This window comes from Mesorhizobium sp. LMG17149, from assembly GCF_024518695.1.
Taxonomy (GTDB): domain Bacteria; phylum Pseudomonadota; class Alphaproteobacteria; order Rhizobiales; family Rhizobiaceae; genus Mesorhizobium.
In genome coordinates, this window is record NZ_JANIFL010000012.1 from 190,575 (window position 1) to 211,540 (window position 20,966).

The 20,966-nt window shown below is 64.1% G+C and carries 23 protein-coding genes and 1 tRNA gene; 15 read left to right on the top strand and 9 right to left on the bottom strand.

Annotated elements, in window-relative coordinates; all coding sequences use genetic code 11:
- Positions 1-160: 160 nt before the first annotated feature.
- From NP945_RS26165 to NP945_RS26200, 8 genes are all read left to right on the top strand, one after another.
- A complete protein-coding gene (locus tag NP945_RS26165; RefSeq protein WP_127267891.1) occupies positions 161-1,096 on the top strand; it encodes a LysR substrate-binding domain-containing protein in 936 nt (311 codons plus the stop codon).
- A gap of 105 nt (positions 1,097-1,201) precedes the next feature.
- A complete protein-coding gene (locus NP945_RS26170) occupies positions 1,202-2,350 on the top strand; it encodes an acyl-CoA dehydrogenase family protein (protein ID WP_256747958.1) in 1,149 nt (382 codons plus the stop codon).
- A 9-nt stretch (positions 2,351-2,359) separates the two neighbouring features.
- Entirely contained in the window at positions 2,360-3,100 is a 741-nt protein-coding gene (locus NP945_RS26175) for an NAD(P)H-dependent oxidoreductase (protein WP_256747959.1), read from the top strand.
- Positions 3,093-4,238 carry a CaiB/BaiF CoA-transferase family protein gene (locus NP945_RS26180; RefSeq protein WP_256747960.1) on the top strand — a complete coding sequence of 382 codons (1,146 nt, stop codon included), beginning with the start codon at positions 3,093-3,095 and terminating at the stop codon, positions 4,236-4,238. The genes NP945_RS26175 and NP945_RS26180 overlap by 8 nt, the downstream gene beginning before the upstream one ends.
- Complete coding sequence (locus tag NP945_RS26185) at positions 4,235-5,077, top strand: MaoC family dehydratase N-terminal domain-containing protein (protein WP_256747961.1); 843 nt, start codon at positions 4,235-4,237, stop codon at positions 5,075-5,077. The genes NP945_RS26180 and NP945_RS26185 overlap by 4 nt, the downstream gene beginning before the upstream one ends.
- The gene (locus tag NP945_RS26190; RefSeq protein WP_256747962.1) at positions 5,071-5,883 is read left to right on the top strand and encodes a CoA ester lyase; all 813 of its coding nucleotides are present in this window, start codon (positions 5,071-5,073) and stop codon (positions 5,881-5,883) included. Before NP945_RS26185 ends, NP945_RS26190 begins: the two co-directional genes overlap by 7 nt.
- A 25-nt stretch (positions 5,884-5,908) precedes the next feature.
- Positions 5,909-6,706: an MmgE/PrpD family protein gene (locus NP945_RS26195; protein ID WP_256747963.1), complete on the top strand. Its 798-nt coding sequence runs from the start codon at positions 5,909-5,911 to the stop codon at positions 6,704-6,706.
- A gap of 70 nt (positions 6,707-6,776) precedes the next feature.
- Entirely contained in the window at positions 6,777-7,286 is a 510-nt protein-coding gene (locus tag NP945_RS26200) for an MmgE/PrpD family protein (RefSeq protein ID WP_256747964.1), read from the top strand.
- A gap of 225 nt (positions 7,287-7,511) precedes the next feature.
- Here the strand turns inward: NP945_RS26200 and NP945_RS26205 are convergent.
- A tRNA-Ile gene (locus tag NP945_RS26205) sits at positions 7,512-7,587 on the bottom strand.
- A 135-nt stretch (positions 7,588-7,722) separates the two neighbouring features.
- On the opposite strand from NP945_RS26205, the gene NP945_RS26210 reads away from it, so the two are divergent.
- Positions 7,723-8,433 (top strand): SIMPL domain-containing protein, encoded by a 711-nt coding sequence (locus NP945_RS26210; protein ID WP_256747965.1) that lies wholly within the window; start codon positions 7,723-7,725, stop codon positions 8,431-8,433.
- A 213-nt stretch (positions 8,434-8,646) separates the two neighbouring features.
- Here NP945_RS26210 and NP945_RS26215 read toward each other — a convergent pair whose 3' ends face one another.
- Together NP945_RS26215 and NP945_RS26220 are read right to left on the bottom strand one after the other, a co-directional pair.
- Positions 8,647-9,003, bottom strand: a complete 357-nt coding sequence (locus NP945_RS26215; protein WP_127269289.1) for a hypothetical protein — start codon at positions 9,001-9,003, stop codon at positions 8,647-8,649.
- A gap of 251 nt (positions 9,004-9,254) precedes the next feature.
- Positions 9,255-9,701 carry a YcgN family cysteine cluster protein gene (locus NP945_RS26220; protein ID WP_127269028.1) on the bottom strand — a complete coding sequence of 149 codons (447 nt, stop codon included), beginning with the start codon at positions 9,699-9,701 and terminating at the stop codon, positions 9,255-9,257.
- Positions 9,702-9,898: 197 nt separating this feature from the next.
- Here NP945_RS26220 and NP945_RS26225 point away from each other — a divergent pair, with 197 nt between their 5' ends.
- Together NP945_RS26225 and NP945_RS26230 are read left to right on the top strand one after the other, a co-directional pair.
- Positions 9,899-11,956 (top strand): OmpA family protein, encoded by a 2,058-nt coding sequence (locus NP945_RS26225; RefSeq protein ID WP_256747966.1) that lies wholly within the window; start codon positions 9,899-9,901, stop codon positions 11,954-11,956.
- Positions 11,957-12,261: 305 nt separating this feature from the next.
- Positions 12,262-12,777 carry a TIGR00645 family protein gene (locus tag NP945_RS26230; RefSeq protein WP_127269030.1) on the top strand — a complete coding sequence of 172 codons (516 nt, stop codon included), beginning with the start codon at positions 12,262-12,264 and terminating at the stop codon, positions 12,775-12,777.
- A gap of 125 nt (positions 12,778-12,902) precedes the next feature.
- On the opposite strand, the gene NP945_RS26235 is transcribed toward NP945_RS26230, so the two are convergent.
- The 3 genes from NP945_RS26235 to NP945_RS26245 all read right to left on the bottom strand — a co-directional run bounded on the left by NP945_RS26235 (position 12,903) and on the right by NP945_RS26245 (position 15,396).
- Positions 12,903-13,769, bottom strand: coding sequence for an NAD(P)-dependent oxidoreductase (locus NP945_RS26235; RefSeq protein WP_127326308.1), 867 nt, complete (start codon positions 13,767-13,769; stop codon positions 12,903-12,905).
- A gap of 110 nt (positions 13,770-13,879) precedes the next feature.
- Positions 13,880-14,515 (bottom strand): helix-turn-helix transcriptional regulator, encoded by a 636-nt coding sequence (locus tag NP945_RS26240; RefSeq protein WP_256747967.1) that lies wholly within the window; start codon positions 14,513-14,515, stop codon positions 13,880-13,882.
- An 8-nt stretch (positions 14,516-14,523) separates the two neighbouring features.
- Positions 14,524-15,396 (bottom strand): S1C family serine protease, encoded by an 873-nt coding sequence (locus tag NP945_RS26245; RefSeq protein ID WP_256747968.1) that lies wholly within the window; start codon positions 15,394-15,396, stop codon positions 14,524-14,526.
- Positions 15,397-15,564: 168 nt separating this feature from the next.
- Between NP945_RS26245 and NP945_RS26250 the strand changes: the two genes are divergently transcribed.
- Positions 15,565-16,512 carry a S1C family serine protease gene (locus NP945_RS26250; RefSeq protein ID WP_127318378.1) on the top strand — a complete coding sequence of 316 codons (948 nt, stop codon included), beginning with the start codon at positions 15,565-15,567 and terminating at the stop codon, positions 16,510-16,512.
- 62 nt (positions 16,513-16,574) lie between these two features.
- Here NP945_RS26250 and NP945_RS26255 read toward each other — a convergent pair whose 3' ends face one another.
- Together NP945_RS26255 and NP945_RS26260 are read right to left on the bottom strand one after the other, a co-directional pair.
- Entirely contained in the window at positions 16,575-17,678 is a 1,104-nt protein-coding gene (locus tag NP945_RS26255) for a helix-turn-helix transcriptional regulator (RefSeq protein ID WP_128307549.1), read from the bottom strand.
- Positions 17,679-17,808: 130 nt separating this feature from the next.
- Complete coding sequence (locus NP945_RS26260) at positions 17,809-18,234, bottom strand: VOC family protein (RefSeq protein WP_127270139.1); 426 nt, start codon at positions 18,232-18,234, stop codon at positions 17,809-17,811.
- Between the two features lie 66 nt (positions 18,235-18,300).
- Here NP945_RS26260 and NP945_RS26265 point away from each other — a divergent pair, with 66 nt between their 5' ends.
- Positions 18,301-18,921: a TetR/AcrR family transcriptional regulator gene (locus NP945_RS26265; protein WP_127270137.1), complete on the top strand. Its 621-nt coding sequence runs from the start codon at positions 18,301-18,303 to the stop codon at positions 18,919-18,921.
- On the opposite strand, the gene NP945_RS26270 is transcribed toward NP945_RS26265, so the two are convergent.
- Positions 18,860-19,810 carry a LysR family transcriptional regulator gene (locus NP945_RS26270; RefSeq protein ID WP_127326301.1) on the bottom strand — a complete coding sequence of 317 codons (951 nt, stop codon included), beginning with the start codon at positions 19,808-19,810 and terminating at the stop codon, positions 18,860-18,862. The two genes, NP945_RS26265 and NP945_RS26270, sit on opposite strands and share 62 nt — an antisense overlap.
- A 111-nt stretch (positions 19,811-19,921) precedes the next feature.
- On the opposite strand from NP945_RS26270, the gene NP945_RS26275 reads away from it, so the two are divergent.
- Positions 19,922-20,557 (top strand): FMN-dependent NADH-azoreductase, encoded by a 636-nt coding sequence (locus tag NP945_RS26275; protein WP_127268106.1) that lies wholly within the window; start codon positions 19,922-19,924, stop codon positions 20,555-20,557.
- A gap of 169 nt (positions 20,558-20,726) precedes the next feature.
- On the top strand, positions 20,727-20,966 hold the full coding sequence (locus NP945_RS26280; protein WP_127256140.1) for a CopG family ribbon-helix-helix protein: 240 nt from the start codon (positions 20,727-20,729) through the stop codon (positions 20,964-20,966).

The following is a 20,966-nucleotide window of genomic DNA, read 5'->3' on the forward strand; positions in this document are numbered from 1 at the left end:
GTCGAAGCGGCGGCAAGCGCTGCTGCTTCCGGAGGTTTTGCTTGTATGCTCGCCGTCACCTTGCATCTCCGAGATATTGGACTGGCATTAGACTAGCGCGCTTGACCGATGCAATCTTCGTCTCTTTCTCGTGATCAGATATAATGGTATTCGATAGCTCATGGAGTTATCGCAGCTACGCACCCTCATCCATGTCGCCGAACTCGGCAGCCTCAGCAAGGCCGCCGACCGGCTGCACATTGCGCAGCCGGCGCTCAGCCGGCAGGTGCGCATGCTGGAGGAGGAATTGGGCTTTGCCCTTTTCCTGCGCCATGGACGCGGCATGGTGCTGTCTGAGCAGGGCAAGGAGGTGCTGGCGCACGCCATGCGCGTGATGGCCGAGATCGACGAGATCCGCGCCACGGCCACGCCCGCCGATGCGCCGCTGACCGGCGAAGTGGCCATCGGCCTGCCGCCCACCGTTGCCGACATTATTTCGCTGCCGCTGGCGGCCGCCTTCGGCAAGGCCCATCCCAAGGCGAAGCTCAGACTTGTCAGCGCCTACACCGGCTATCTGCTGGACTGGATGCACCGCGGCGAGGTGGACGTCGCGGTACTCTACGACCCGCGCATGGCGCGTTCGCTGCGCTCGCGCCCGCTGCTCCTGGAAAACCTGTTCCTGATCGGACCGCCGGATGCGGGATTTTCAACCGTGCGCGCCGTGTCGTTCGCCTCGCTCGCGGGCAAGCGCCTGCTGCTGCCCAGCATCAAGCACGGGTTACGCATCATCGTCGAACGCTGCGCCACGGATGCCGGCATCACGCTCGATGTCGGCATCGAAGCGGACTCCTATTCGGCGCTGAAGGACCTGGTGCGCAACGGCCATGGCTGGACGATCCTGCCGCTCGCCCCTATCCATGCCGACGTGACCGCCGGGCTGCTCACCGCCGCGCCATTGATCGATCCGGTGCCCGTGCGCCGCCTGATCCTTGCCTACCCGGCGGACCGGCCTGCCTCGCGGCTGGCGCGGTTTGCCGGACAAGCGATCGAGGACATCGCCAAGGATCTTGTCGGGCGGGCCGTCTGGGTCGGCCAGCTTCTCGGCCCTCCACCATAAGCATTAGAATTCCGTTATATCTGCTCACGTCCGCCCTGCATTGCTGACAGGGCATGGAAGCGCGATAGTGAGGCCCGCAGCAAGACGAAAACCCGGACAAACCTCATGGAAGCCTATCACGACATTCGCGATGCCGTCGCCAGGCTGTGCACGCGCTTTCCCGGAGAATACTGGCGCGCACTCGACAGGGACATGGCCTATCCCGGTGACTTCGTCGCAGCGCTGACGCAGGCCGGTTGGCTCTCGATCCTGATCCCGGAGGCATATGGTGGCTCGGGCCTGCCGCTTTCGGCCGCCGCTGCCGTGCTGGAGGAAATCCAGCGCGCCGGCTGCAATGGTGGCGCCTGCCATGCCCAGATGTACACGATGGGCACGCTTCTTCGCCACGGCTCGGAAGCCCAGAAGCAGCGATACCTGCCGAAGATCGCCGCGGGAGAATTGCGCCTGCAGGCATTCGGCGTCACCGAACCGAGCAGCGGCACGGATACGGGCGCGCTCAAGACAACCGCACGGCTGGATGGCGATCATTTCGTGGTCAAGGGCCAGAAGATCTGGACCAGCCGTGCCGAGCATTCCGATCTGATGCTGCTGCTGGCGCGGACCACGCCGCTCACGAATGGCATGAAAAAGACCGACGGCCTCTCCGTCCTCATCGTCGACATGCGCGAAGCCGTTGGCAACGGCCTCACCATCCGGCCGATCCGCACCATGATGAACCATGCCACCACCGAAGTCTTCTTCGACGATCTGCGCGTGCCGGCCGAAAACCTGATCGGCGAGGAGGGCAAGGGATTCCGCTACATCCTCTCGGGCATGAACGCCGAGCGCATCCTGATATCAGCCGAATGCGTCGGCGATGCGAAATGGTTCATCGAAAAGGCAAGCACCTACGCAAAGGAGAGGCATGTGTTTGGCCGGGCGATCGGCCAGAACCAGGGCATCCAGTTTCCGATCGCAAGGGCCTACGCCAACATGCGCGCGGCCGAATTGATGGTGCGCGAGGCGCTGAGCCTCTACGAGGCCGGCAAGAACCCCGGATCCGAAGCGAACATGGCCAAGATGCTGGCGGCCGACGCTTCGAACGAAGCCGCCAATGTCTGCATCCAGACTTATGGCGGGTTCGGTTTCGCGGAAGAGTACGATGTCGAGCGCAAGTTCCGCGAGACGCGTCTCTATCAGGTCGCGCCGATCTCGACCAACCTCATCCTGTCATACCTTTCCGAGCACGTGCTTGAACTGCCGCGTTCCTACTAGGAGTCGTCCGTGAACGTCTTCATCGTCTATGCACACCCGGAAGCAAAATCCTTCAACGGCGCCATGAAGGATCTGGCCGTGGAAACCTTGACCCGCGCAGGCCACGATGTAGTCGTCAGCGACCTCTATGCGATGGGCTTCAATCCTGTCGCAGGGCCGGGCGACGTATCGGGCGAGCGTAACGATCCGGACTTCTTCAGCCTGCCGCGCGAACAGACCGCCGCCTACGAGGCCGGCGCACTGTCGGCCGATATCAGTGCAGAGATCGAAAAGGTGAAGCGGGCGGACTTCGTGCTGTTCCAGTTCCCGGTCTGGTGGTTCGGAATGCCAGCAATGCTCAAGGGCTGGGCCGATCGCGTCTTCGCGCGCGGTTTCGCCTATCTGCCGGGCCGCAAATACGACACCGGCATGTTCAGGGGAAAGCTCGCCATGGTGGCCGCCACCACGGGCACGTCGGCCGACACCTACGCGCCCGACGGCATCGATGGCGACATCCTCACCGTGCTGTGGCCGATCCACAATGGTCTGCTGCGCTATTCCGGCTTCGACGTGCTGCCGCCCTTCGTCGCCTACATGCCGGGCCGCGTCGGCGACGATGGCCGCAAGGCCTATCTGGACGCCTACCGCAAGAGGCTCGAGGACATTGATGGCACGCCGCATCTGTTCTTCCACGCCGCCGAGGACTACGGCAAGAACGAGCGGCTGAAGCCTGGTGTGCTGGCGCGCTCGGGAGTGCAGCGCAATGTCTGACGGCGCCCGCCCACTGGAGGGCCTGTTTGTCGTTTCGATCGAGCAGGCCGTCGCCGCTCCGCTCTGCACAGTCCGCCTTGCCGATGCCGGCGCACGCGTCGTGAAGATCGAGCGTCCGGAAGGCGAAACCGCGCGTCATTACGATTCCGCAGTGGAAGGCATGTCGGCTTACTTCGTCTGGCTCAACCGCGGCAAGGAGAGCGCGGTGCTCGACCTGAAGAGTGAGCACGACCTGGCTCTCCTGCACCGGATGGTCGCGCGCGCCGACGTCCTCGTGCAGAATCTCGTGCCGGGCGCCATCGACAGGCTCGGCCTCTCGGCCGATACAATTGCGAAAGAGTTTCCTCGGCTGATCGCCATCAACATCGTCGGTTACGGACAGGACACGCCCTATGCGGCCATGCGCGCCTACGACATGCTGGTGCAGGCGGAAAGCGGCATCTGCGCCGTCACCGGCACAGCGGACACGCCGAGTAAGATCGGGGTTTCCGCCGCCGATATCGCCACCGGCATGAATGCCCATGCAGCGATCCTCGAAGCCTTGTTGGCGCGCCAGAAGACCGGGCGCGGCCGCATTGTCGAGGTTGCCATGTTCGACGCCATGGCCGACTGGATGACCGTGCCGCTGCTGCACTACGAATATGCGGGCCGCGAGACCCAGAGATATGGCCTGGCGCACGCTTCGATCTACCCCTATCGACCCTATGCCTGTCGGGATGGCAGCGTGGTCGTGTCCATCCAGCAGAACAATGAATGGAAGCGCTTCTGCACGCTCGTGCTGCAAAGGCAGGATCTGTTCGCCGACGAACGCTTCGCCACCAATACCTGGCGGGTTGCCAACCGCACGGCGCTCGACGCCGAGATCGAACCGATCTTCGCGGCAATCGACTGCGACGAGGCCATAAGCCGTCTCGACGAGGCGCAGATCGCCTGGGGCCGGGTGAGTGCAATGCGCGACCTGCCGCACCACAAGGCGCTCCGCCGGACGGAGGTGGCACTGCCGGACGGCAAGCGCATCGCAGTACCCAAGCCGGCAGGGCGGCCGGAGGGATTTGCAACGGTTCCAAGCGTCCCCGCGCTTGGCGCCGATACGGACCGGATCCGGTCCGAATTCCGCCGCCTGACGAGGACCTCATGAGCCTGGACACAAGCACACTGCAGGAATGGGTTGGACGCACGCACGAGGTCGAGGATGTTGTGACCCCGCGCCTGCTGGCCAGCTTTGGCGCCACGCTTGGGGACCACGCGGCGCAGACTGCCGAGGGCGCGGCCGCGCCCGGACTGCATTGGTGCCTGGCGCCCGACATTGCCGCCATGCGAGAACTCGGACCTGACGGGCACCCGGCCAAAGGCGGCTTCCTGCCGCCGGTGCCGCTTCCGCGTCGCATGTGGGCTGCCAGCGACGTGCGTTTCATGGCGCCGATCCGCTCTGGCGACCGCATCCGCCGCCGCTCGACATTGGCCGCCATCGAGGAGAAGCAGGGCCGCACCGGCCCGCTCACCTTCGTCACGGTCCGGCACGACATCGCCAACGATTCCGGTCCGGTCATCGAGGAGGACCAGATCATCGTCTATCGCGGCGCCGAAGCCGCTGCTGCGTCCCCTGCCCCGCCGGCCAATTCGCCCCTGGCCGCATCGCACGAGCGCACGATCGACATCGATCCCGTGCTGCTCTTTCGATATTCCGCGCTGACGTTCAACGGGCATCGCATCCACTACGACGCGCCCTATGCCACGACGGTCGAGCACTATCCTGGGCTCGTCATCCATGGCCCGCTGCAGGCGACGCTGCTGATGAACTTCGCCACCGCCATTGTCGGCACGTCACCGTGCCGCTTCTCGTTCCGGGGCGTGCATCCGGCGAGCGGCCCACAGCGTCTGCTTCTGAGCGCAACATCCCCAGGCCAAGACGGCATGGCTCTCGAGGCACGGTCGGCCGATGGCCATGTGACGGTGAAGGCCACGGCGCAATGGTGAGCTTCGTCACGCCTGTCGCACCGCTGTTCGTGCCGGGCTCGCGGCCGGAGCGGTTTGCCAAGGCCGACAGCGGCGGCGCGGACGCGGTCATTCTCGACCTCGAGGATGCTGTCGCCCCTGGCGACAAGGACCGCGCTCGGGAAGCGGTCGTTGCTCATGCAGCCGCGCTGAAATCCGCGGTCGTGGTCCGCATCAATGCCGCCGGCACATTTTGGCACCAGGCGGACATCGCTGCCGTGCGGCGCCTTGACGGCGTCTCCGTCATGCTGCCCAAGGCCGAACGTCCGGAAGACATTGCCGATATGGCCAGGCACATGGCACGCAGCGTTTCCGTCATCGCGCTGGTCGAGAGCGCCGTCGGTCTCGCCAACTTGCCGGACATATTGGCCATGCCCAACGTCGTTGCCGTCGCCTTCGGCTCGGTCGACTTCTCGCTCGATCTCGGTTGCGCGCATGATCGGCTGATCCTGCTTGCGGCTCGTAACGAAATCGTCTGGCGTTCGCGCGCCGCTGGCCGGGCCGCGCCGATTGACGGCGTAACGACCGACCTGAACAGTCCCGAAATCACCGAGGATGACGCCCGCCACGCCATGAAGATGGGTTTTGGCGGCAAGATGGCCATCCACCCGAGGCAGATCGAGCCGATTCGCAATGGCTTTCGCCCGAGCGATAATGACATCACATGGGCACGCGACATCATTGGCGCGGCCTCATCAGGCGAAGCCAGCCTGGTGAAAGGCGAGATGGTGGATCGACCGGTCGTCGAACGTGCAAGGCAGGTCCTGCGCCGGGCCGCTTTGGTCTGAAGGGCATGCAGGGGAGAAGCAACCGATGAGCACGGACACCGCCGATTGGCCGACCGCCAGGCTTTGCGCCTTCATCGCCGAACTCGACTTCGAACAGATCCCGCCGCGCGTCGTTCATTTCGCGCAAGGACTGATGATCGACTGGCTCGGCTCGGCGCTGGCCGGCAAGGGCGCGCACCAGGTCGAGATGATCGACGGCTTTGCGCGTGCCATGGGGCCGGCGGACGGCCCAAGCACCATCATCCCGACGCGGCGGCGCACAAGCCCCTACTTCGCAGCGATGGTCAATGCGGCGGCCTCCCATGTCGTGGAACAGGACGACGTTCACAACGGCTCGGTCTTTCACCCGGCGGCGGTGATCTTTCCGGCCGTTTTGGCGGTTGCGGAGGCTGAGGGGAAGACCGGCCGCGAAGTCCTGACTGCCTGCATCGCCGGCTATGAAGTGGGCATCCGCGTGGGAGAATTCCTCGGACGCTCGCACTACGAGATATTCCACACCACCGGCACGGCTGGCGCAGTGGCAGCAGCCGCGGCGGTCGGCAGATTGATCGGGTTGGACGCAGCCGGGCTCAACCATGCTGTCGGCTCGGCCGGTACGCAGGCGGCAGGTCTCTGGGAATTTCTGCGTGACGCTGCCGATTCCAAGCAACTCCATACCGCGCGAGCGGCCGCCAACGGTCTGTTCGCTGCCTATCTGGCGCGCGATGGCTTCAAGGGCGCCGCGCGGATCCTCGAAGGCCAGCAAGGAATGGCTGCCGGCATGTCCAGCGACGCCGATCCGGCCCGCCTGACGGACCCGGCTCGGCAGCCGTTGGGCAACTGAGGAGACGTCGTTCAAATGGCATGCCGCCTGCCGGCACACCCATCCGGCCGCCGACGCGCTGCAGTCTCTCATGCGCCGCGAAGGGCTCGGTCCGGACGACATCACCGGCGTGGTGACCCATGTCCATCAGGGAGCCATCGATGTCCTGGGCGCAGTGGTCACTCCGCAAACCGTCCACCAGGCGAAGTTCTCCATGGGCACGGTTTTGGGGCTGATCGCCGTTCACGGCGTCGCCGACCTCGATGCTTTCGAACACCATGCACTTGCCGACACCCGCGTCGCCCGTTTCCGCGCGAAGGTGCGGATGGAACTCGACGCCGAGGTCGACACCCTTTATCCCAAGCAGTGGGTCGGCAGGGTGAGCGTCACGACGGTTGACGGCCGCAAATTCAATGCCCGCGTCGACGAGCCCAAGGGAGATCCCGGCAACACCCTTTCGAAACAGGAACTGGAAGCCAAGGCCATACGTCTTGCCGAATTTCGAGGCGGGGCCACCGCTGACGAGATGCGTCGCTGCATAGCCCGCATCTGGAGGCTCGGTCAGCCCGGGAGCACGGCGCACATATTTGCTGAGAGTTAGCCCGCTATCGCGCCGAAGGACTGCACCCGCCCGAAACGGATGGAACGAGCGCATTGCGGGCAGTTCGATTCCTTTCGCGCCGCCCTATGTTGTAAAGCAGTTTGATCGGCAGTCCTCGGGAGCCCATTATAAATCAATTAATTCAATGAGATCGGCGGATTCGCCAACCTGATTTGGCTAGCCGAGGCAAATAAAACACGACAACTTATTGATAAATAGCGATAATGGTGGGCCCGGAGGGACTCGAACCCCCAACCAAGCGGTTATGAGCCGCCGGCTCTAACCATTGAGCTACAGGCCCCACGCGGGCTGGATTAATGTTTTTCGCATCGCGGCACAAGGCTTTCCCGACGGGCTTCCGCAGATCGCCCAAATCAACCCATAATCGCGCTCTACGCGACCCCTTGCGACTTGATCGCAGACCAAGGAGATTTTCATGACCAGACATCTTTTGCCTCTCGCGCTCGCCACTGCAATCGCTTTTCCGGCGATGGCTGGAGCCGCCGATCTGCCGACGCCGCCCCGCATCATCGTGTCGGGCGAAGGCGAAGCAATCGTAGCCCCCGATCTGGCGGTCCTGACGCTGAGCGTCATGCGCGAGGCCAAAACCGCGCGCGCCGCGCTCGATGCCAACAATGACGCCATGGCCGCCGTGATCGCGGCGATGAAGTCCGCCGGCATCAAGGACCGCGATCTGCAGACCGCTGGCATCCAGATCAACCCGCGCTACAACTACACCAACAAGCCGGACGGCAGTCAGGAAGCCGAACTCGTCGCCTACCAGGTGACCAACACGCTTTCGGTGCGGGTGCGCGACGTCGACAAGACAGGCGAGGTCCTCGACAAGGCGGTGTCGCTGGGCGTCAATCAGGGCGGCGGCATTGCCTTCACCAATGACAACCCGGCAGCCACGGTCACCGAGGCGCGCAAGAAGGCGGTCGCCGACGCCATGGCCAAGGCCAAGACGCTGGCCGAAGCCGCCGGCGTCAGCCTGGGCCGGGTGCTCGAGATCACAGACCAGAACATCAGGCCGGCGCCGATGCCGATCAATGCCAAAGCCTTCGATGCCGCGGCCGGCGCGGCTCCGGTACAGGCCGGTGAGAACGCCTACAATGTGCAGGTCACCGTCACCTTCGAACTGAAATAAGCGGCTCTGACGATCCGTGGCTGAGCCTGGCCACGGCAATCATCAACCAATGGCGTGCATGAAAAACCCGCGGGATTGCTCCCGCGGGTTTTTTCGAGCCACACCCTTCAAACGGAAAAGGGCTCGGCTAGTCCAGACCAATCTTCGCAGAAGATCGCGTCTCCCGGCTGATCTTCGCAGAAGATCAGCCTCTAGGGTCCGCCAAACCCAAGCTTAGCGATAGATGACCGGGCAGCCGCGCTCATTGGCGAACACGACGACGACGCGGTCGCCATCCTGGCGGCCCGCCACTTTCACCGTACGACGGCTGACGTCGACGATCCGGACGCGGTGGAGGCCCATGCGTTCGGCCTTGTCGAGGGCGCGGTCCGGCGAGCAGCCACGGCGCCAGTTGCCACGGCGCTCGTCACGGCGATGGCGATAACCGTCGTCACCGGTATAGACGCCAAAACGCGGGTCGTTGTTGTTGCCGAAGCCGAGATAGAGGCTGTCGGCGTGAGCGGGAACGGCCGCCAGCGTGCCGAGACCGACCAGGGCCGAAAGGGCTGCCGTCTTGATCGTGTTGAACATCGTCTTCTCTCCTTTTTGCGGGCCTTCGCCCCTTGTGAACCGATGAGGGGAGAATGCGCCTGCCTGTCTGAACTCTTTACGAACCTGCCGTTCATCTCCGGTTCATATGGCGGGAAAAGGAAAGTTCCCGCCATTCGCCATCGTCCCCAGCCCTCGGTGAAGGCCAGAACGCCTGACTCGGCGCCCGGTTCCGACCCCGCGGATTGGCCGAATGTCTTCAAACGCGAGGCTCTTGCTCACCGCCGCTGGTCCTACGGCTCCTCGTCCAGTACATAGTCAAAATAGTCTTCCGGCTCGGCAAGATCGGTTTCGCTCGCCTTGACCCGGCCGCGCATCGAGATGCCGGCTTCATGCACGGTCTCGGCGCTGCCCGACACCAGCCGGTGCCACCAGTAGAGGTCGCAGCCCTCGGCCACCAGCCGATAGGCGCAGGTGCTGGGCAGCCAGCTGATGGTTCGCACATTCTGTGGCGTCAGCCCGACGCAGTCGGGAACGCGCGCCAGCCGGTTGACGTAGTCCGAACAGCGGCAGGTCTCGGCATCGAACAGCCGACAGCCGACGCTGGTCCAGTATATCTCGCCGGTGTCCTCGTCCTCAAGCTTCGAAAGGCAGCATTTACCGCAGCCGTCGCACAGCGATTCCCACTCGGCCGGGCTCATCGCCTCCAGCGCCTTGGTTTTCCAGAATGGCGTTTCCATTTCCGGGATGTGGCCCCAGCCGCGGGCAAGGTCAAGCGCGGCAATGGTCGCAATTGCGGCTATCGCCAGGTGAATGACATGAAGTTGCCTTCAAAAGGTCGGTCAATCGCCCCGTACGGCCTCTATCCGTGCCAGACTGGAACCAATCGGCACAAGATCGGTTTCGGCAAGGATGGGACCCCACAAGGAGAATTTCGATGAAACGCCAACCACGGATTCTGGCAGGCACGGCACTCGGCCTGCTTATGGCATCCGCGCCGTTGGGCGCGTTCCCGCTTCAGGGAAGTGTCGCGTCCGGCCTTGCCCAGCGCACGGCAGCCCCATTCATCCTGGCGCAAGCAGCATGCGCCGAAGGCGAAGCCTGCGCACAACAGCAGCAGGCGGAACCCGAACAGAAGCGCGAGCGCAAGAAGGCCGAGCCTGAACAGCAGGCCGCGCCTGCCCAGAGCGAACAGCCCGCCGAGGAGCAGCAGCCACGCCGGAAGAAGCGCGACCAGCAGCAGCAGGCTGAGCAGGCGCCGGCCGAACAGGCCGCTCCGGCCGAGGAACAGCAGCCGCGCAGGAAGAAGCGCGACCAGCAGCAGCAAACCGAGCAGGCGCCGGCCGAACAGGCCGCGCCAGCCGAGGAACAGCAGCCGCGCAGGAAGAAGCGCGACCAGCAGCAGCAGACCGAGCAGGCGCCGGCCGAACAGGCAGCGCCAGCCGAGGAACAGCAGCCACGCAGGAAGAAGCGCGACCAGCAGCAGCAAACCGAGCAGGCGCCGGCCAACCAGGCGGAACCAGCCAACGACAACCAGCCCGGCGAGCAGACCAAGCCGCGCAAGAAGAACAGGCAGGACCAGCAGGCCCAACCTGAAGTCGCCCCGGCACCGAAAGAGGCTCCCGCTGGAGAGGCGACGGCCCCTGCCGGCGAACAGCCCGCGGCCCAGGGCGAGCAGCCCCAGGACACGACGAAGAAGCGTGTCAGGAAACCTGTTGGCGAGCAGCCGGCCACAGCCGAACAGCCAGCCACCGGCGAACAACCGGCCAATGGTCAGACGGCAGCACCGGCACAGGGCGAAAACCCGGTGCAAGGCGAAGCACCGGCCGATCCAAACGCCGCTCCCATCCTGGACAGCCAGAAGGACGCCGAGCGCAGGGGCGGCCGCAAGCAGGGCGACAAGATCGTCCCCCAAGATGGCGAGCAGCAGAATGGCGGGCAAAATGCCCAGCAAGGTGGCGATCAGGGCCGCAAGCCGGTGGCTGCTCCCATCGACCAAGGTCCGCCGCCCACCGACGACAGGGCCGCACAACAGGAGATCAAGCCCGAGAAGATCGCGCCGGTGACCGAGGAAAAGGGCACGCGCGTAGAGCGTGCGCCCGATGAGAACGTCCGTGACCGCCGGCGTCCGAAAGGCGTCGACGTCGTCAGGGAACTCGGCGACCGCGTCATCCTGCAGTTCAACAACCAGACATTCGTCGAGAGCAATGACGCCCCGCGCATGACCCGCGGCGCCAGGAACGTCTACTATGAGGATCTGTCGGGCGACCGCACCCGGGAAATCGTCGAGCGTGACAACGGTGTCCAGATCGTCACCATCCGCAACCGCTATGGCGACGTGATCCAGCGTTCGCGCATTGCGCCGGATGGACGCGAATATGTGCTGAGCTATGTCGATGAGCGGCACTATGAGGACGACAGCGACTGGCGCGATCCCGGCGATGATCTGCCGCCGATGCGGCTGACAATCCCGCGCGAGGAGTACATTCTGGACTCCGAGGATGTCGAAGATCCGGACGACTACTACACCTTCCTCGAACAGCCACCGGTGGAGAAGGTCCAGCGCCTCTACTCGATCGACGAGGTCAAACGTTCGGCCCGCGTGCGCGACATCGCACGGCGCGTCGATCTCGACACGCTCAACTTCGAATTCGGCTCGGCCTCGATCTCCGACACCGAGGTGCAGAAGCTCGAGGGCGTCGCGACGGCCATGGAGAAGCTGTTGAAGAAGAACCCTGCCGAGACCTTCCTGATCGAAGGTCACACCGACGCCGTCGGCACACCGGAGGCTAACCTGGCTCTTTCCGATCGCCGCGCAGAATCGGTGGCCGAGGCCTTGACCAACGCCTTCGGCATCCCGCCGGAGAACCTGACGACACAGGGCTATGGCGAGGAGTATCTGAAGGTCAATACGTCGGCGCCGAACCGCGAGAACCGGCGCGTCGGCATTCGCCGCATCACCTCGCTGGTGGCACCTGTGGCCAGCAACAATTAGGTCATGATTTCAAAACCATGACCCGGTTTGTGGAATCGGCACGAGAAACATCCATCCCCGGCACCGCCGGGGATGGATGGATGTGACGGGTTCAACAAGAATTGTACGGGCATTAGACACGGCTCATTGAATCGCGGGCCCAGCCACCCCAGATTCGGGGCTGGGCGTTCCCTGCCCCGTCCCGACTCCAGCGGGACGCATTGAACCCCGCCGGACCTTGTTCGGCGGGGTTTTTTGTCTTGCAAACGGTGGCGGCCTGGCCGAATACGGCCATTGTCTGAGAGATAACCAGCCGGAATCATCCCATGAAGCGTCTCGAACTCGCCATCGAATCGATCATTCTCGCTTCACGCTGGTTGCTCGTCGTTTTCTATATCGGCCTGGCCCTGGCATTGGCCGTCTATGCGCTGTCATTCGGCAAGAAGCTTTATGAGTTCATTACCCTGGCGTTCACGCTCGGTGACACCGACACCATCCTCAAGATGCTCGGCCTGATCGATGCCGCACTGGTTGCCTCGCTGGTGGTGATGGTCATCATCTCGGGCTACGAGAACTTCGTCAGCCGCTTCGACGACCAGGAGGGTGGCGTGCACTGGCTGGGCACCATCGATGTCGGCTCGCTGAAGGTCAAGGTTGCCTCGACCATCGTCGCCATCTCGTCCATCCACCTTTTGCAGGTGTTTTTGAACTCGTCGACCTACACGACCGACCAGCTGATGTGGCTGACCATCATCCATCTCGCCTTCGTCGTCTCGGCCCTCATGCTCGCCTATATCGACCGGCTGATGGGCCTCGGCAAAGGCAAGAAGGATGAGGCGTAAGCAAGCGCCTGCCGGACCTTGAATCACCCCGGCAGGGTTTGCGCACTATCGCTTTGTTTGAACTAGGCTTTGCCGTGGCTCAGCCACGGCGGACGGCTTAGCTCGACGCTCACAATGACGCGGATCTAGTAGATGCTCTTGATCTTGCTGTCCGTGCGGGCAAACACCTCGTCAGGGACAAAAAAGTCACCGGCCAGAGGCCCTGTCGCACCTGGCGCATAGGCTGAAAAGTCGCTGACGCCCTCGGCGCGCAGCACCTCCTCGTCGATGTAGAAATTACCTGTTGTCTCGCGCGCCGGGCGCATGAAGATGGCATGCGCGGCGTCGGCCATGATGTCGGGCAAACGGCTCATCGCCGCCACCGTCGCGCCGCCGAGCAGATTGCGCACCGCCGCCGTGTCGATGGTCGAGATCGGCCACAGTGAATTGACGGCGATGCCGTCCTTGGCGAACTCCGCACTCATGCCCAGCGTGCACATCGACATGCCGAACTTGGCCATCGTGTAGGCGACGTGATTCCTGAACCACTTGGCCTTCATGTCGAGCGGCGGCGCCAGATTCAGGATGTGAGGATTTTGCGCCAACTTCAGGTGAGGAATGCACATTTTCGAGACCAGGAAGGTACCGCGCGTGTTGATCTGATGCATCAGATCGTAGCGTTTCATGTCGGTCTCGAGCGTGCCGGTGAGTTGGATGGCGCTGGCATTGTTGACGCAGATGTCGATGCCGCCGAATTTTTCCACGGTCCTGGCGACCGCCTCGGCCACCTGCGCCTCCTCGCGGATGTCGCACAAAACAGGCAGCGCCTTGCCGCCAGCCTGCTCGATCTCTTCGGCAGCGCTATAAATCGTGCCCGGCAGCTTCGGATGCGGCTCGGCGGTCTTGGCCGCGATCGTCACATTGGCGCCGTCGCGCGCCGCGCGCAACGCGATCGCCAGCCCGATGCCGCGCGACCCGCCGGAGATGAACAGCGTCTTTCCCTTGAGCGACATTTCCTTGCGCCTCCCTTGCAACACAACAGGCGCAAACCTTTGCGCGGCGGGCGACCCCAGCGCAAGACCCGACACGCTGGACACCGCGTTACGCAGCGTAGGGTTTACGACTAAACCAGCACCAGCCCCTGCCGCATCGCAATGGCGATCGCGTCGGTGCGGTTGGCGGCGCCGAGCTTGATCAGGATCGCGGCGACGTGGAACTTCGCCGTGTGCACGGAAATGTTGAGCCGCCGCGCGATCACCTTGTTGGGCGCACCCTCGGCCAGCAGCGCCAACACTTCCGCCTCGCGTGGCGACAGCGAAGGCCGGGTGGCATGCTCGTCGGAGGCCTCCTCCTCGAACGGCTCGCCATCGCCGGCACGGAAATCCTCATCGCGTCCGCTTCCACGCTCGCCCGAGACGCGATAGCCGGCCGCGGCCAGCCGCGCCGCCGCGGCGATCAACAAATCGTCCGCGCCAGCGGACATCACGGCCAGCACCTCACCGGCGGGCCGCTCGCCGCCAGCGCGTCCGGTCAGCAGCACCCGTGGAATGAGGGCCGGCACGCCATCAGCAATGCTGTCGTCAACGATGGCGACGTCGGCTCTTCCACCGCCGGCCACGACCGGCAGCAGGTCATCGCTCGCGGCCAGCGAGGCCGCCAGGCGCTCGGCGCGTGACACATCGCCAAGCGCAATCAGCACCACCAGCCGCCGCGAGACGGCACCGTCATGCATGATCCTGTCGCTGGTGAGCGTGTCCATGGATGCCCTCAGCTCAGCGGCTTTTCGCCGATTGTCAGCGCGACATCGCGCTGTTCGCCGCCGCGCACGACACCGAGCGTAACCGAAGCGCCGGCACTGTCGGGTCCGAGCCTGCGGATCAGGTCCCGCGGGCCGTGCACCGCCTCACCGTTCCACGCCACGATGATATCGCCAAGAGAGAGACCGGCGGCCTTCGCGGGACCGTCGTCATCGAGACTCATCACCATCGCGCCGTGCGCGTCGCGGTCGCGTACCGGATGCAGGCCGGCGCCGAGATAGCCGCGCGCGACATGGCCTTTCTCACGGAGGGTCGCGACCGCCCGCTCGATCGTCTCGTACGGCATCACCAGCGCCCTGTGGCGCGGTCCGAACAACAGCATGCCGATCAGCGCACCCTTGGCGTCGAGAACCGGGCCGCCCTCGAAACGGCCGCCGGCGCCGACGGCAAGATTGATGCGCCGGTCGATGGTGCCGCCGCGCATCGAGCGCCAGGCCGGGCCGACTTCGCCCACCGAGCCCGAAACAGCCAAAGCGGAACCGTCACTGCTGCCGATGGCAATGGCGATGTTGCCCGGCCGCACCGCGTCAGCCTTGGCCAACGGCACGGCGTTGACAGCCCCGGCGGGCTTCAGCAAGGCGACGCCGGTCGATGGATCGCGGCCAACCAGCTCGGCCTTCACCGTTTCCCCCGAGGCCAACACCAGTTCGATCTCCTCGCCGGCCTCGACAGCCTCTTCAGCGGTGACGAAATAGCCGTCACGCCAGTGGAAGGCGCTTGCCGTGCGGTGATGATGCGTGGCGAAGCCAGCCGTCGCCGGCGCGGCCTTGGCGGCGAGATCGGCGACGGCTTGCGAAAACGCGCTCAGATTGAAATCGCTCATAATGGTCTCCTGGGTTCATCCATGCCCCAGATATCGCTCGACAGCGCGTCCGCGGGTACTCGCCTGACGGCTAGTTGCCGGTTTGACTGGCCATCTGGTCAGGTCGCTGCGGTTCCAGCCGCTCCGCACATATAGTCACGATCAAGCCTGAACACACGGAGCCCTCCCATGGCCCTCGCCGCCGCCAAATTCCAAACCGATGATACGCTGCTCGACGCCTATTCGACGACGGTTGCCGACGCGGTCGACCGCATTGGTCCGGCCGTCTGCCGCATCGAGCGCGTTGGCGGTCAGGGCGGCCATGGCTCCGGCTTCGTCATTGCGCCGGACGGGCTGGTGGTCACCAACTTCCATGTCGTCGGCGATGCCAGGACAGTGCGCGTCTCGATGCCGGACGGCGCCTCGAGAGAGGGTCGTGTTCTTGGCCGCGATCCCGACACCGACATCGCGCTGGTGCGCGCCGACGGCAGCTTTGCCGACGTCGCACCGCTGGGCGATTCCAAGCGGCTGCGGCGCGGCCAGATCGCCATTGCAATCGGCAACCCGCTCGGTTTCGAATGGACCGTCACCTCCGGCGTCGTCTCCGCGCTCGGCCGCTCGATGCGCGCCTCCACCGGCCGGCTGATCGACGACGTTATCCAGACCGACGCAGCGCTCAATCCCGGCAATTCCGGCGGACCGCTGGTATCGTCGGCCGGCGAGGTCATCGGCGTCAACACCGCTATGATCCATGGCGCACAAGGCATCGCCTTCGCGGTTGCCTCCAACACCGCCAATTTCGTCATTTCCGAGATCATCCGCTTCGGCCGCGTGCGCCGGGCCTTCATCGGCGTCTCGGCCGACACCGTCAATCTGCCGCGACGCGCCGCGCTCCTGTCGCAAGTGTCGACGAATACAGCGGTGCGGCTGCGCAGCGTCGAGAAGGATGGCCCGGCGGCCAAGGCCGGCTTGAAGGAGGGCGACATCATCGCCGCAATAGACGGCCGCCCGGTCACCGGCGTCGACGACCTGGTGCGCGTGCTCGACGCCGAGCGCATCGGCCGCGAGACACAATGCACCGTGGTGCGCCGCACCGGCGTCAGCCAGGTGACGGTGACGCCGGTGGCGCGAAGCTAGTGCATGTCGCCCAGAAGTGTGCCGCGGTTCTGGGACAACGAAGACTTTAAGGCCGCCGTTGCTCACTCCCCCTTCGAGGGAGCAACGGGGACATAGGCTCCCTTCAGGAGAGCTACGAGTTGCGCCTGATGATGCGTGCCTGTCTTGTCGAAGATACGACCAAGATACGTGCTGGCCGTGCGATAGGTGATGTTGGCGCTTGTCGCCGCCACACCAAGGCTATCCCCCGATGCCAATGCCGCTGCCAATCGCGCCTCGGCCGGCGAGAGGTCGAAAAGGCCCGTCAGGATGGTCGGCGAAGGCACCAGATTCGTCGGGTTGAGAGCCGTGGCTGCGATCAGTATGTCGGCGCCTGAGAGAAGTTCGTGCGCCAGACGGCGAAGAGGGATGAGGTGAACGATCATGGCCTCGCTATTCTCGCTTGGCGCTATGGGCACGGAGCGACCCGACGCAGCGTCACCAGTCCCGCTTGCAATCGCCTGCTGAAACAACTTGTTTGCCTTGGCATCGGCAAGGGCGAGCCCATCACGGGCCGTCGGCACGAACACAAGGGGCAGAGCGTCAAGCAGTTGATTGGTCGCCAGAACGCGTCCCCTGCTCGTCATCACCGCGGCCGGCAGGCCGATCGCCGCAAGCGCCGTAGTCGTAGCGCGCGCTCGTTCCAGCCGCAGGCGCGCACCAATCAGGCCGGCGCGCGCCAAATGTGGCCTCATGCGGTTGAGCTGGTCCAATTCGTCTCGGGATGGCCGATCATTGGTCAGCCAACGCTCCATCGTAAACAACAGAACTTCGCCTGTAGGCAGGGATATGAACGTACCGACTTCGCCACCGATTCCCAATGGCAGCGTCCGGTCGAGCCGCGTCCGATTGTTCTCGAGCGCCTCCTTGGGGAAGTAATCCGCGTCGTAGACGAATTCCGAGGGTGGGGGCAGCGTCAGCAGGAGTTGGGAGACACTGCTGCTCTTGAACCCGCCTTCCGCAGAGATGCCCTCCAGTATCGGCCGGACCAGGTCCGACGCGATGAGCATCGGGTCCAGCCGATCATCGAATAAACCCATACCGCCTCCGGCCGAGTTCGACAGTTCGCTCAACCTGTCGAAGACGTCTGGCCATAAATCGGGGACGAACGCCGCTTCATAAATTCGATCGACAAGATCTTCGGTCATTCAATGGTCCGCTCGCCACCTGCACTCGCATGATTGCATCGCACATCTGCTCAGAAATCAAACCTTTCTCGGCTTGGCATTACCGGATGATCATAAATTGCGTAGGAAACAGCCAACACGAAAACATCGTTCAGGTGCCCACCGCCCCCTCCGCGTACTGCGCCAGAAACGCCTCGCTCGGCGGAATCGGCTTGATCACGTCGATCAGCACGCCATTGGGATCCCGCGTGATGAAATGGCGCTGGCCGAAGGGTTCGTCGCGTAGAGAGCGCAGGATCGGCAGCCCGGCCGCGACGATCCGTTCATAGACCGCATCCGGGTCCCTCACCTCGAAGTTGATCAGCAGGCCCGACGCGCGGCCGCGCCCCTCTTCCGGGATCGTCTCATGATCGCCCTGGACGATGCCGAGATTGACTCTTCTGTCCTCCACCGATTGCAGATGCACATACCAGTCGCTTTCGAATAGCGGCTGGAAGCGAAAATGCTCGATATAGAACGCCGTCGTGCCGGCGACGTCGCCGGTCATCAGCACCGGGTAATAGCTCGTCGTCTTCATCTTTCCTTCTCCCGTCTATTAACATACAGTCTGCATGTAACTTCATTTAACATACAGGCTGCATGTATGCAACGCGATTCCGCGCGTCGTTCCAACCGTGACCGCACCGAGGCGACGCGCGCCGACCTGATTGCCGCGGCACGAAAGCTGTTCACCGAAAAATCCTATGCCGAGACCGGCACGCCGGAGATCGTCGCTGCCGCCGGCGTCACGCGCGGCGCGCTTTACCATCACTTCGCCGACAAGCAGGCGCTGTTTGCCGCCGTGGTCGAGCAGGAGGCGATGGCGGTGGCTGAGGAGATCGAGCGCGCTTCGCCGCCATCGCTCAATGCCCGCGACGCGCTCATTGCCGGCTCCGACGCCTATCTCACTGCGATGCGCGCGCCCGGCCGCACGCGGCTGCTGCTGCTCGACGGCCCGGCCGTGCTTGGCCGCGCCGTCATGGACGCGATCGACAACCGCCACGGCAACCGTTCGCTGCGCGAAGGGCTGGTCGCGGCGATGCGGGCGCAGACGATGACGAGATTGCCGGCCGACGCGCTGACCGCGCTGCTCGGCTCCGCCTTCGATCGTGCCGCCCTGGCCATCGAGGCCGGTGCGTCAGCTCAGGACTACCGCGCCGTGCTCATGGCACTGATCGATGGCCTGTCTCTTCCTCAGGCACCTCGCCCGGTTCGAACTCGTTGAAGCAGCCGAGCTGGCGCTTGAACTGGTCGATCAGCCAGGCCGCCGCGGGCTTCGGGCTGCGATCGTTGCGGTGCATGGCAAACAGCGGCGAACTCACCTCCCTGAAGGATTCGAGGTCGATTTCGACCAGCCGGCCACTCGCCAGGTCGTCTGCTATCAGCCAGCGCGGCAGCCCGCCCCAACCCAGCCCCTCGCGCATCAGCATATGCTTGGTGCGCACATCCGTCAGCCGCCAGGTGCGGTAGGCGAAGACGCCGAAGTCGCGCCCCTTGGTGCGCTCCGACTGGTCGGTGACGACAAGCTGCGTGTGTTCGCGCGCATCCTCGATCGCCACCGGCTTCGGCAGCAGGGCCAGCGGATGGCTGGGCGCGGCGGCCAGCACGATCGACATGAAGCCGATGCGCACGAGATGCACATCGACATCGCCCAGCAGGCCGCCAATGCCAAGGTCGGCCTGCCCGCTGACGACATGATCGGGGATCAGGCCGAGCGTACCGATATGCAGGCGCAGCATCACGGTCGGAAACTGCGCCTCGAACGCCTTCAGCACCCGCACCAGCACCGGCGACGGCAACGCTGCGTCGACCGACAGCGCGACTTCAGCCTCGAGCCCTTGATGATGGCCGTCGACGCGCGAGCGGATGCGCTGCAGCACACCGATCATGCGCCGCGCATCCTCCAGCATCGCCCGGCCGATCTCGGTCAGTTGCGGCTCGCGGGTACCCTCGCGCTCGAACAGTTTCAGCCCCAGCTGCGCCTCGAGATTGGCTATGCCGTAGCTGATGACGGACTGTGCCCGGTTGAGCCTGCGGCCGGCGGCCGAGAAGCTGCCGGCTTCGGCGACTGTCACAAAGATCTGAAGTTGATCGAGCGTCGGATTGGGCTGCATCGTGATATCTAACTTATAGATGGATCGTATAGAAAGTATACCAGTTTATTGAATGGATCGAAAGTCCCATATCTGGCGGGACAAATCATTCCAACCGCTGGAGAGCCCAAAATGTCCATTCTTCTCATCACTTCGAGCCCGCGCGGCGCCGCCTCCCATTCGACCCGCATCGCTACCGAATTCGCTGAAAAGCTCGTCGCCGCCGATCCGTCGAACACGCTCGTCGTGCGCGACCTCGTCGCCAATCCGCTCCCTCATATCGACGCCGACTACGCGAGCGGCATCTACGTGCCGGCGGAAGCGCGCACTGCGCGCCAGGCTGAGGTCGTCGGCGTCTCCGATGTCGTGCTCGACGAGCTGTTTGCCGCCGACACCGTGATCCTGGCCACAGGCTTCATCAACTTCAACATCTCCTCAACGCTGAAGTCCTGGGTCGATCATATCTCTCGTTCCGGCAAGAGCTTTTCCTATGGCGAGAACGGCCCCAAGGGTCTCGTCACCGGCAAGAAGGTCTATATCGTGCTGGCTTCGGGCGGCATCTATTCCGAAGGTGCGGCCGTGCAGTTCGATCACGCCATTCCCTACCTGCGCGGCGTGCTCGGCTTCCTCGGCATGACCGATGTCGATGTCATCCGTATCGAAGGCGTCGGCATGGGTCCTGACGCGGTGACCGCAGCGCTCGCCAAGGCGACCGCCAAGGTCGATGCCGTGGTGGCAGCCAGCCAGGGTGTCGCGGCTGCCGCATAGGGACAAGACTTAAATTGGAGGGCAGGCGCTTGGCGCCCGCCCTTTTTCAATGCGCTCCCCGCTTGTTTTCCTGACAGTAAACAGCGCGAAGCGACCAGAGTCCTTGGGTGTGACTTGACGATCCACCTTGGTTCACTCACAATCACAATGAACCAAGTGGATCGAAACCATGACGGCTTTCACCGTACGCCTCCCCGACGACACGACAAACAGGCTCGACCAACTTGCCGAAAAGCTCGATCGCTCGCGCTCTTATGTGGCCGCCAAGGCCATCGAAGACTTTGTAGCTCGTCAAGAGTGGCAACTCGCTGAGATAGAGGCCGGATTGGCCGAGGCCGAGCGCGGTGAGTTCGCCAGCGAACAAGAGTTGGCCGCCGTGATCGGGAAATACGTCAAGCCCGCCGGCTGA

What these genes read in the sequence shown, in the direction of transcription:
- NP945_RS26165 (WP_127267891.1), top strand. Translation starts at nt 161, where the DNA reads ATGGAGTTATCGCAGCTACGCACCCTCATCCATGTCGCCGAACTCGGC.
- NP945_RS26170 (WP_256747958.1), top strand. Translation starts at nt 1,202, where the DNA reads ATGGAAGCCTATCACGACATTCGCGATGCCGTCGCCAGGCTGTGCACG.
- NP945_RS26180 (WP_256747960.1), top strand. Translation starts at nt 3,093, where the DNA reads ATGTCTGACGGCGCCCGCCCACTGGAGGGCCTGTTTGTCGTTTCGATC.
- NP945_RS26185 (WP_256747961.1), top strand. Translation starts at nt 4,235, where the DNA reads ATGAGCCTGGACACAAGCACACTGCAGGAATGGGTTGGACGCACGCAC.
- NP945_RS26190 (WP_256747962.1), top strand. Translation starts at nt 5,071, where the DNA reads ATGGTGAGCTTCGTCACGCCTGTCGCACCGCTGTTCGTGCCGGGCTCG.
- NP945_RS26195 (WP_256747963.1), top strand. Translation starts at nt 5,909, where the DNA reads ATGAGCACGGACACCGCCGATTGGCCGACCGCCAGGCTTTGCGCCTTC.
- NP945_RS26200 (WP_256747964.1), top strand. Translation starts at nt 6,777, where the DNA reads ATGCGCCGCGAAGGGCTCGGTCCGGACGACATCACCGGCGTGGTGACC.
- NP945_RS26210 (WP_256747965.1), top strand. Translation starts at nt 7,723, where the DNA reads ATGACCAGACATCTTTTGCCTCTCGCGCTCGCCACTGCAATCGCTTTT.
- NP945_RS26215 (WP_127269289.1), bottom strand. Translation starts at nt 9,003, where the DNA reads ATGTTCAACACGATCAAGACGGCAGCCCTTTCGGCCCTGGTCGGTCTC.
- NP945_RS26220 (WP_127269028.1), bottom strand. Translation starts at nt 9,701, where the DNA reads ATGGAAACGCCATTCTGGAAAACCAAGGCGCTGGAGGCGATGAGCCCG.
- NP945_RS26225 (WP_256747966.1), top strand. Translation starts at nt 9,899, where the DNA reads ATGAAACGCCAACCACGGATTCTGGCAGGCACGGCACTCGGCCTGCTT.
- NP945_RS26230 (WP_127269030.1), top strand. Translation starts at nt 12,262, where the DNA reads ATGAAGCGTCTCGAACTCGCCATCGAATCGATCATTCTCGCTTCACGC.
- NP945_RS26235 (WP_127326308.1), bottom strand. Translation starts at nt 13,769, where the DNA reads ATGTCGCTCAAGGGAAAGACGCTGTTCATCTCCGGCGGGTCGCGCGGC.
- NP945_RS26240 (WP_256747967.1), bottom strand. Translation starts at nt 14,515, where the DNA reads ATGGACACGCTCACCAGCGACAGGATCATGCATGACGGTGCCGTCTCG.
- NP945_RS26245 (WP_256747968.1), bottom strand. Translation starts at nt 15,396, where the DNA reads ATGAGCGATTTCAATCTGAGCGCGTTTTCGCAAGCCGTCGCCGATCTC.
- NP945_RS26250 (WP_127318378.1), top strand. Translation starts at nt 15,565, where the DNA reads ATGGCCCTCGCCGCCGCCAAATTCCAAACCGATGATACGCTGCTCGAC.
- NP945_RS26255 (WP_128307549.1), bottom strand. Translation starts at nt 17,678, where the DNA reads ATGACCGAAGATCTTGTCGATCGAATTTATGAAGCGGCGTTCGTCCCC.
- NP945_RS26260 (WP_127270139.1), bottom strand. Translation starts at nt 18,234, where the DNA reads ATGAAGACGACGAGCTATTACCCGGTGCTGATGACCGGCGACGTCGCC.
- NP945_RS26265 (WP_127270137.1), top strand. Translation starts at nt 18,301, where the DNA reads ATGCAACGCGATTCCGCGCGTCGTTCCAACCGTGACCGCACCGAGGCG.
- NP945_RS26270 (WP_127326301.1), bottom strand. Translation starts at nt 19,810, where the DNA reads ATGCAGCCCAATCCGACGCTCGATCAACTTCAGATCTTTGTGACAGTC.
- NP945_RS26275 (WP_127268106.1), top strand. Translation starts at nt 19,922, where the DNA reads ATGTCCATTCTTCTCATCACTTCGAGCCCGCGCGGCGCCGCCTCCCAT.
- NP945_RS26280 (WP_127256140.1), top strand. Translation starts at nt 20,727, where the DNA reads ATGACGGCTTTCACCGTACGCCTCCCCGACGACACGACAAACAGGCTC.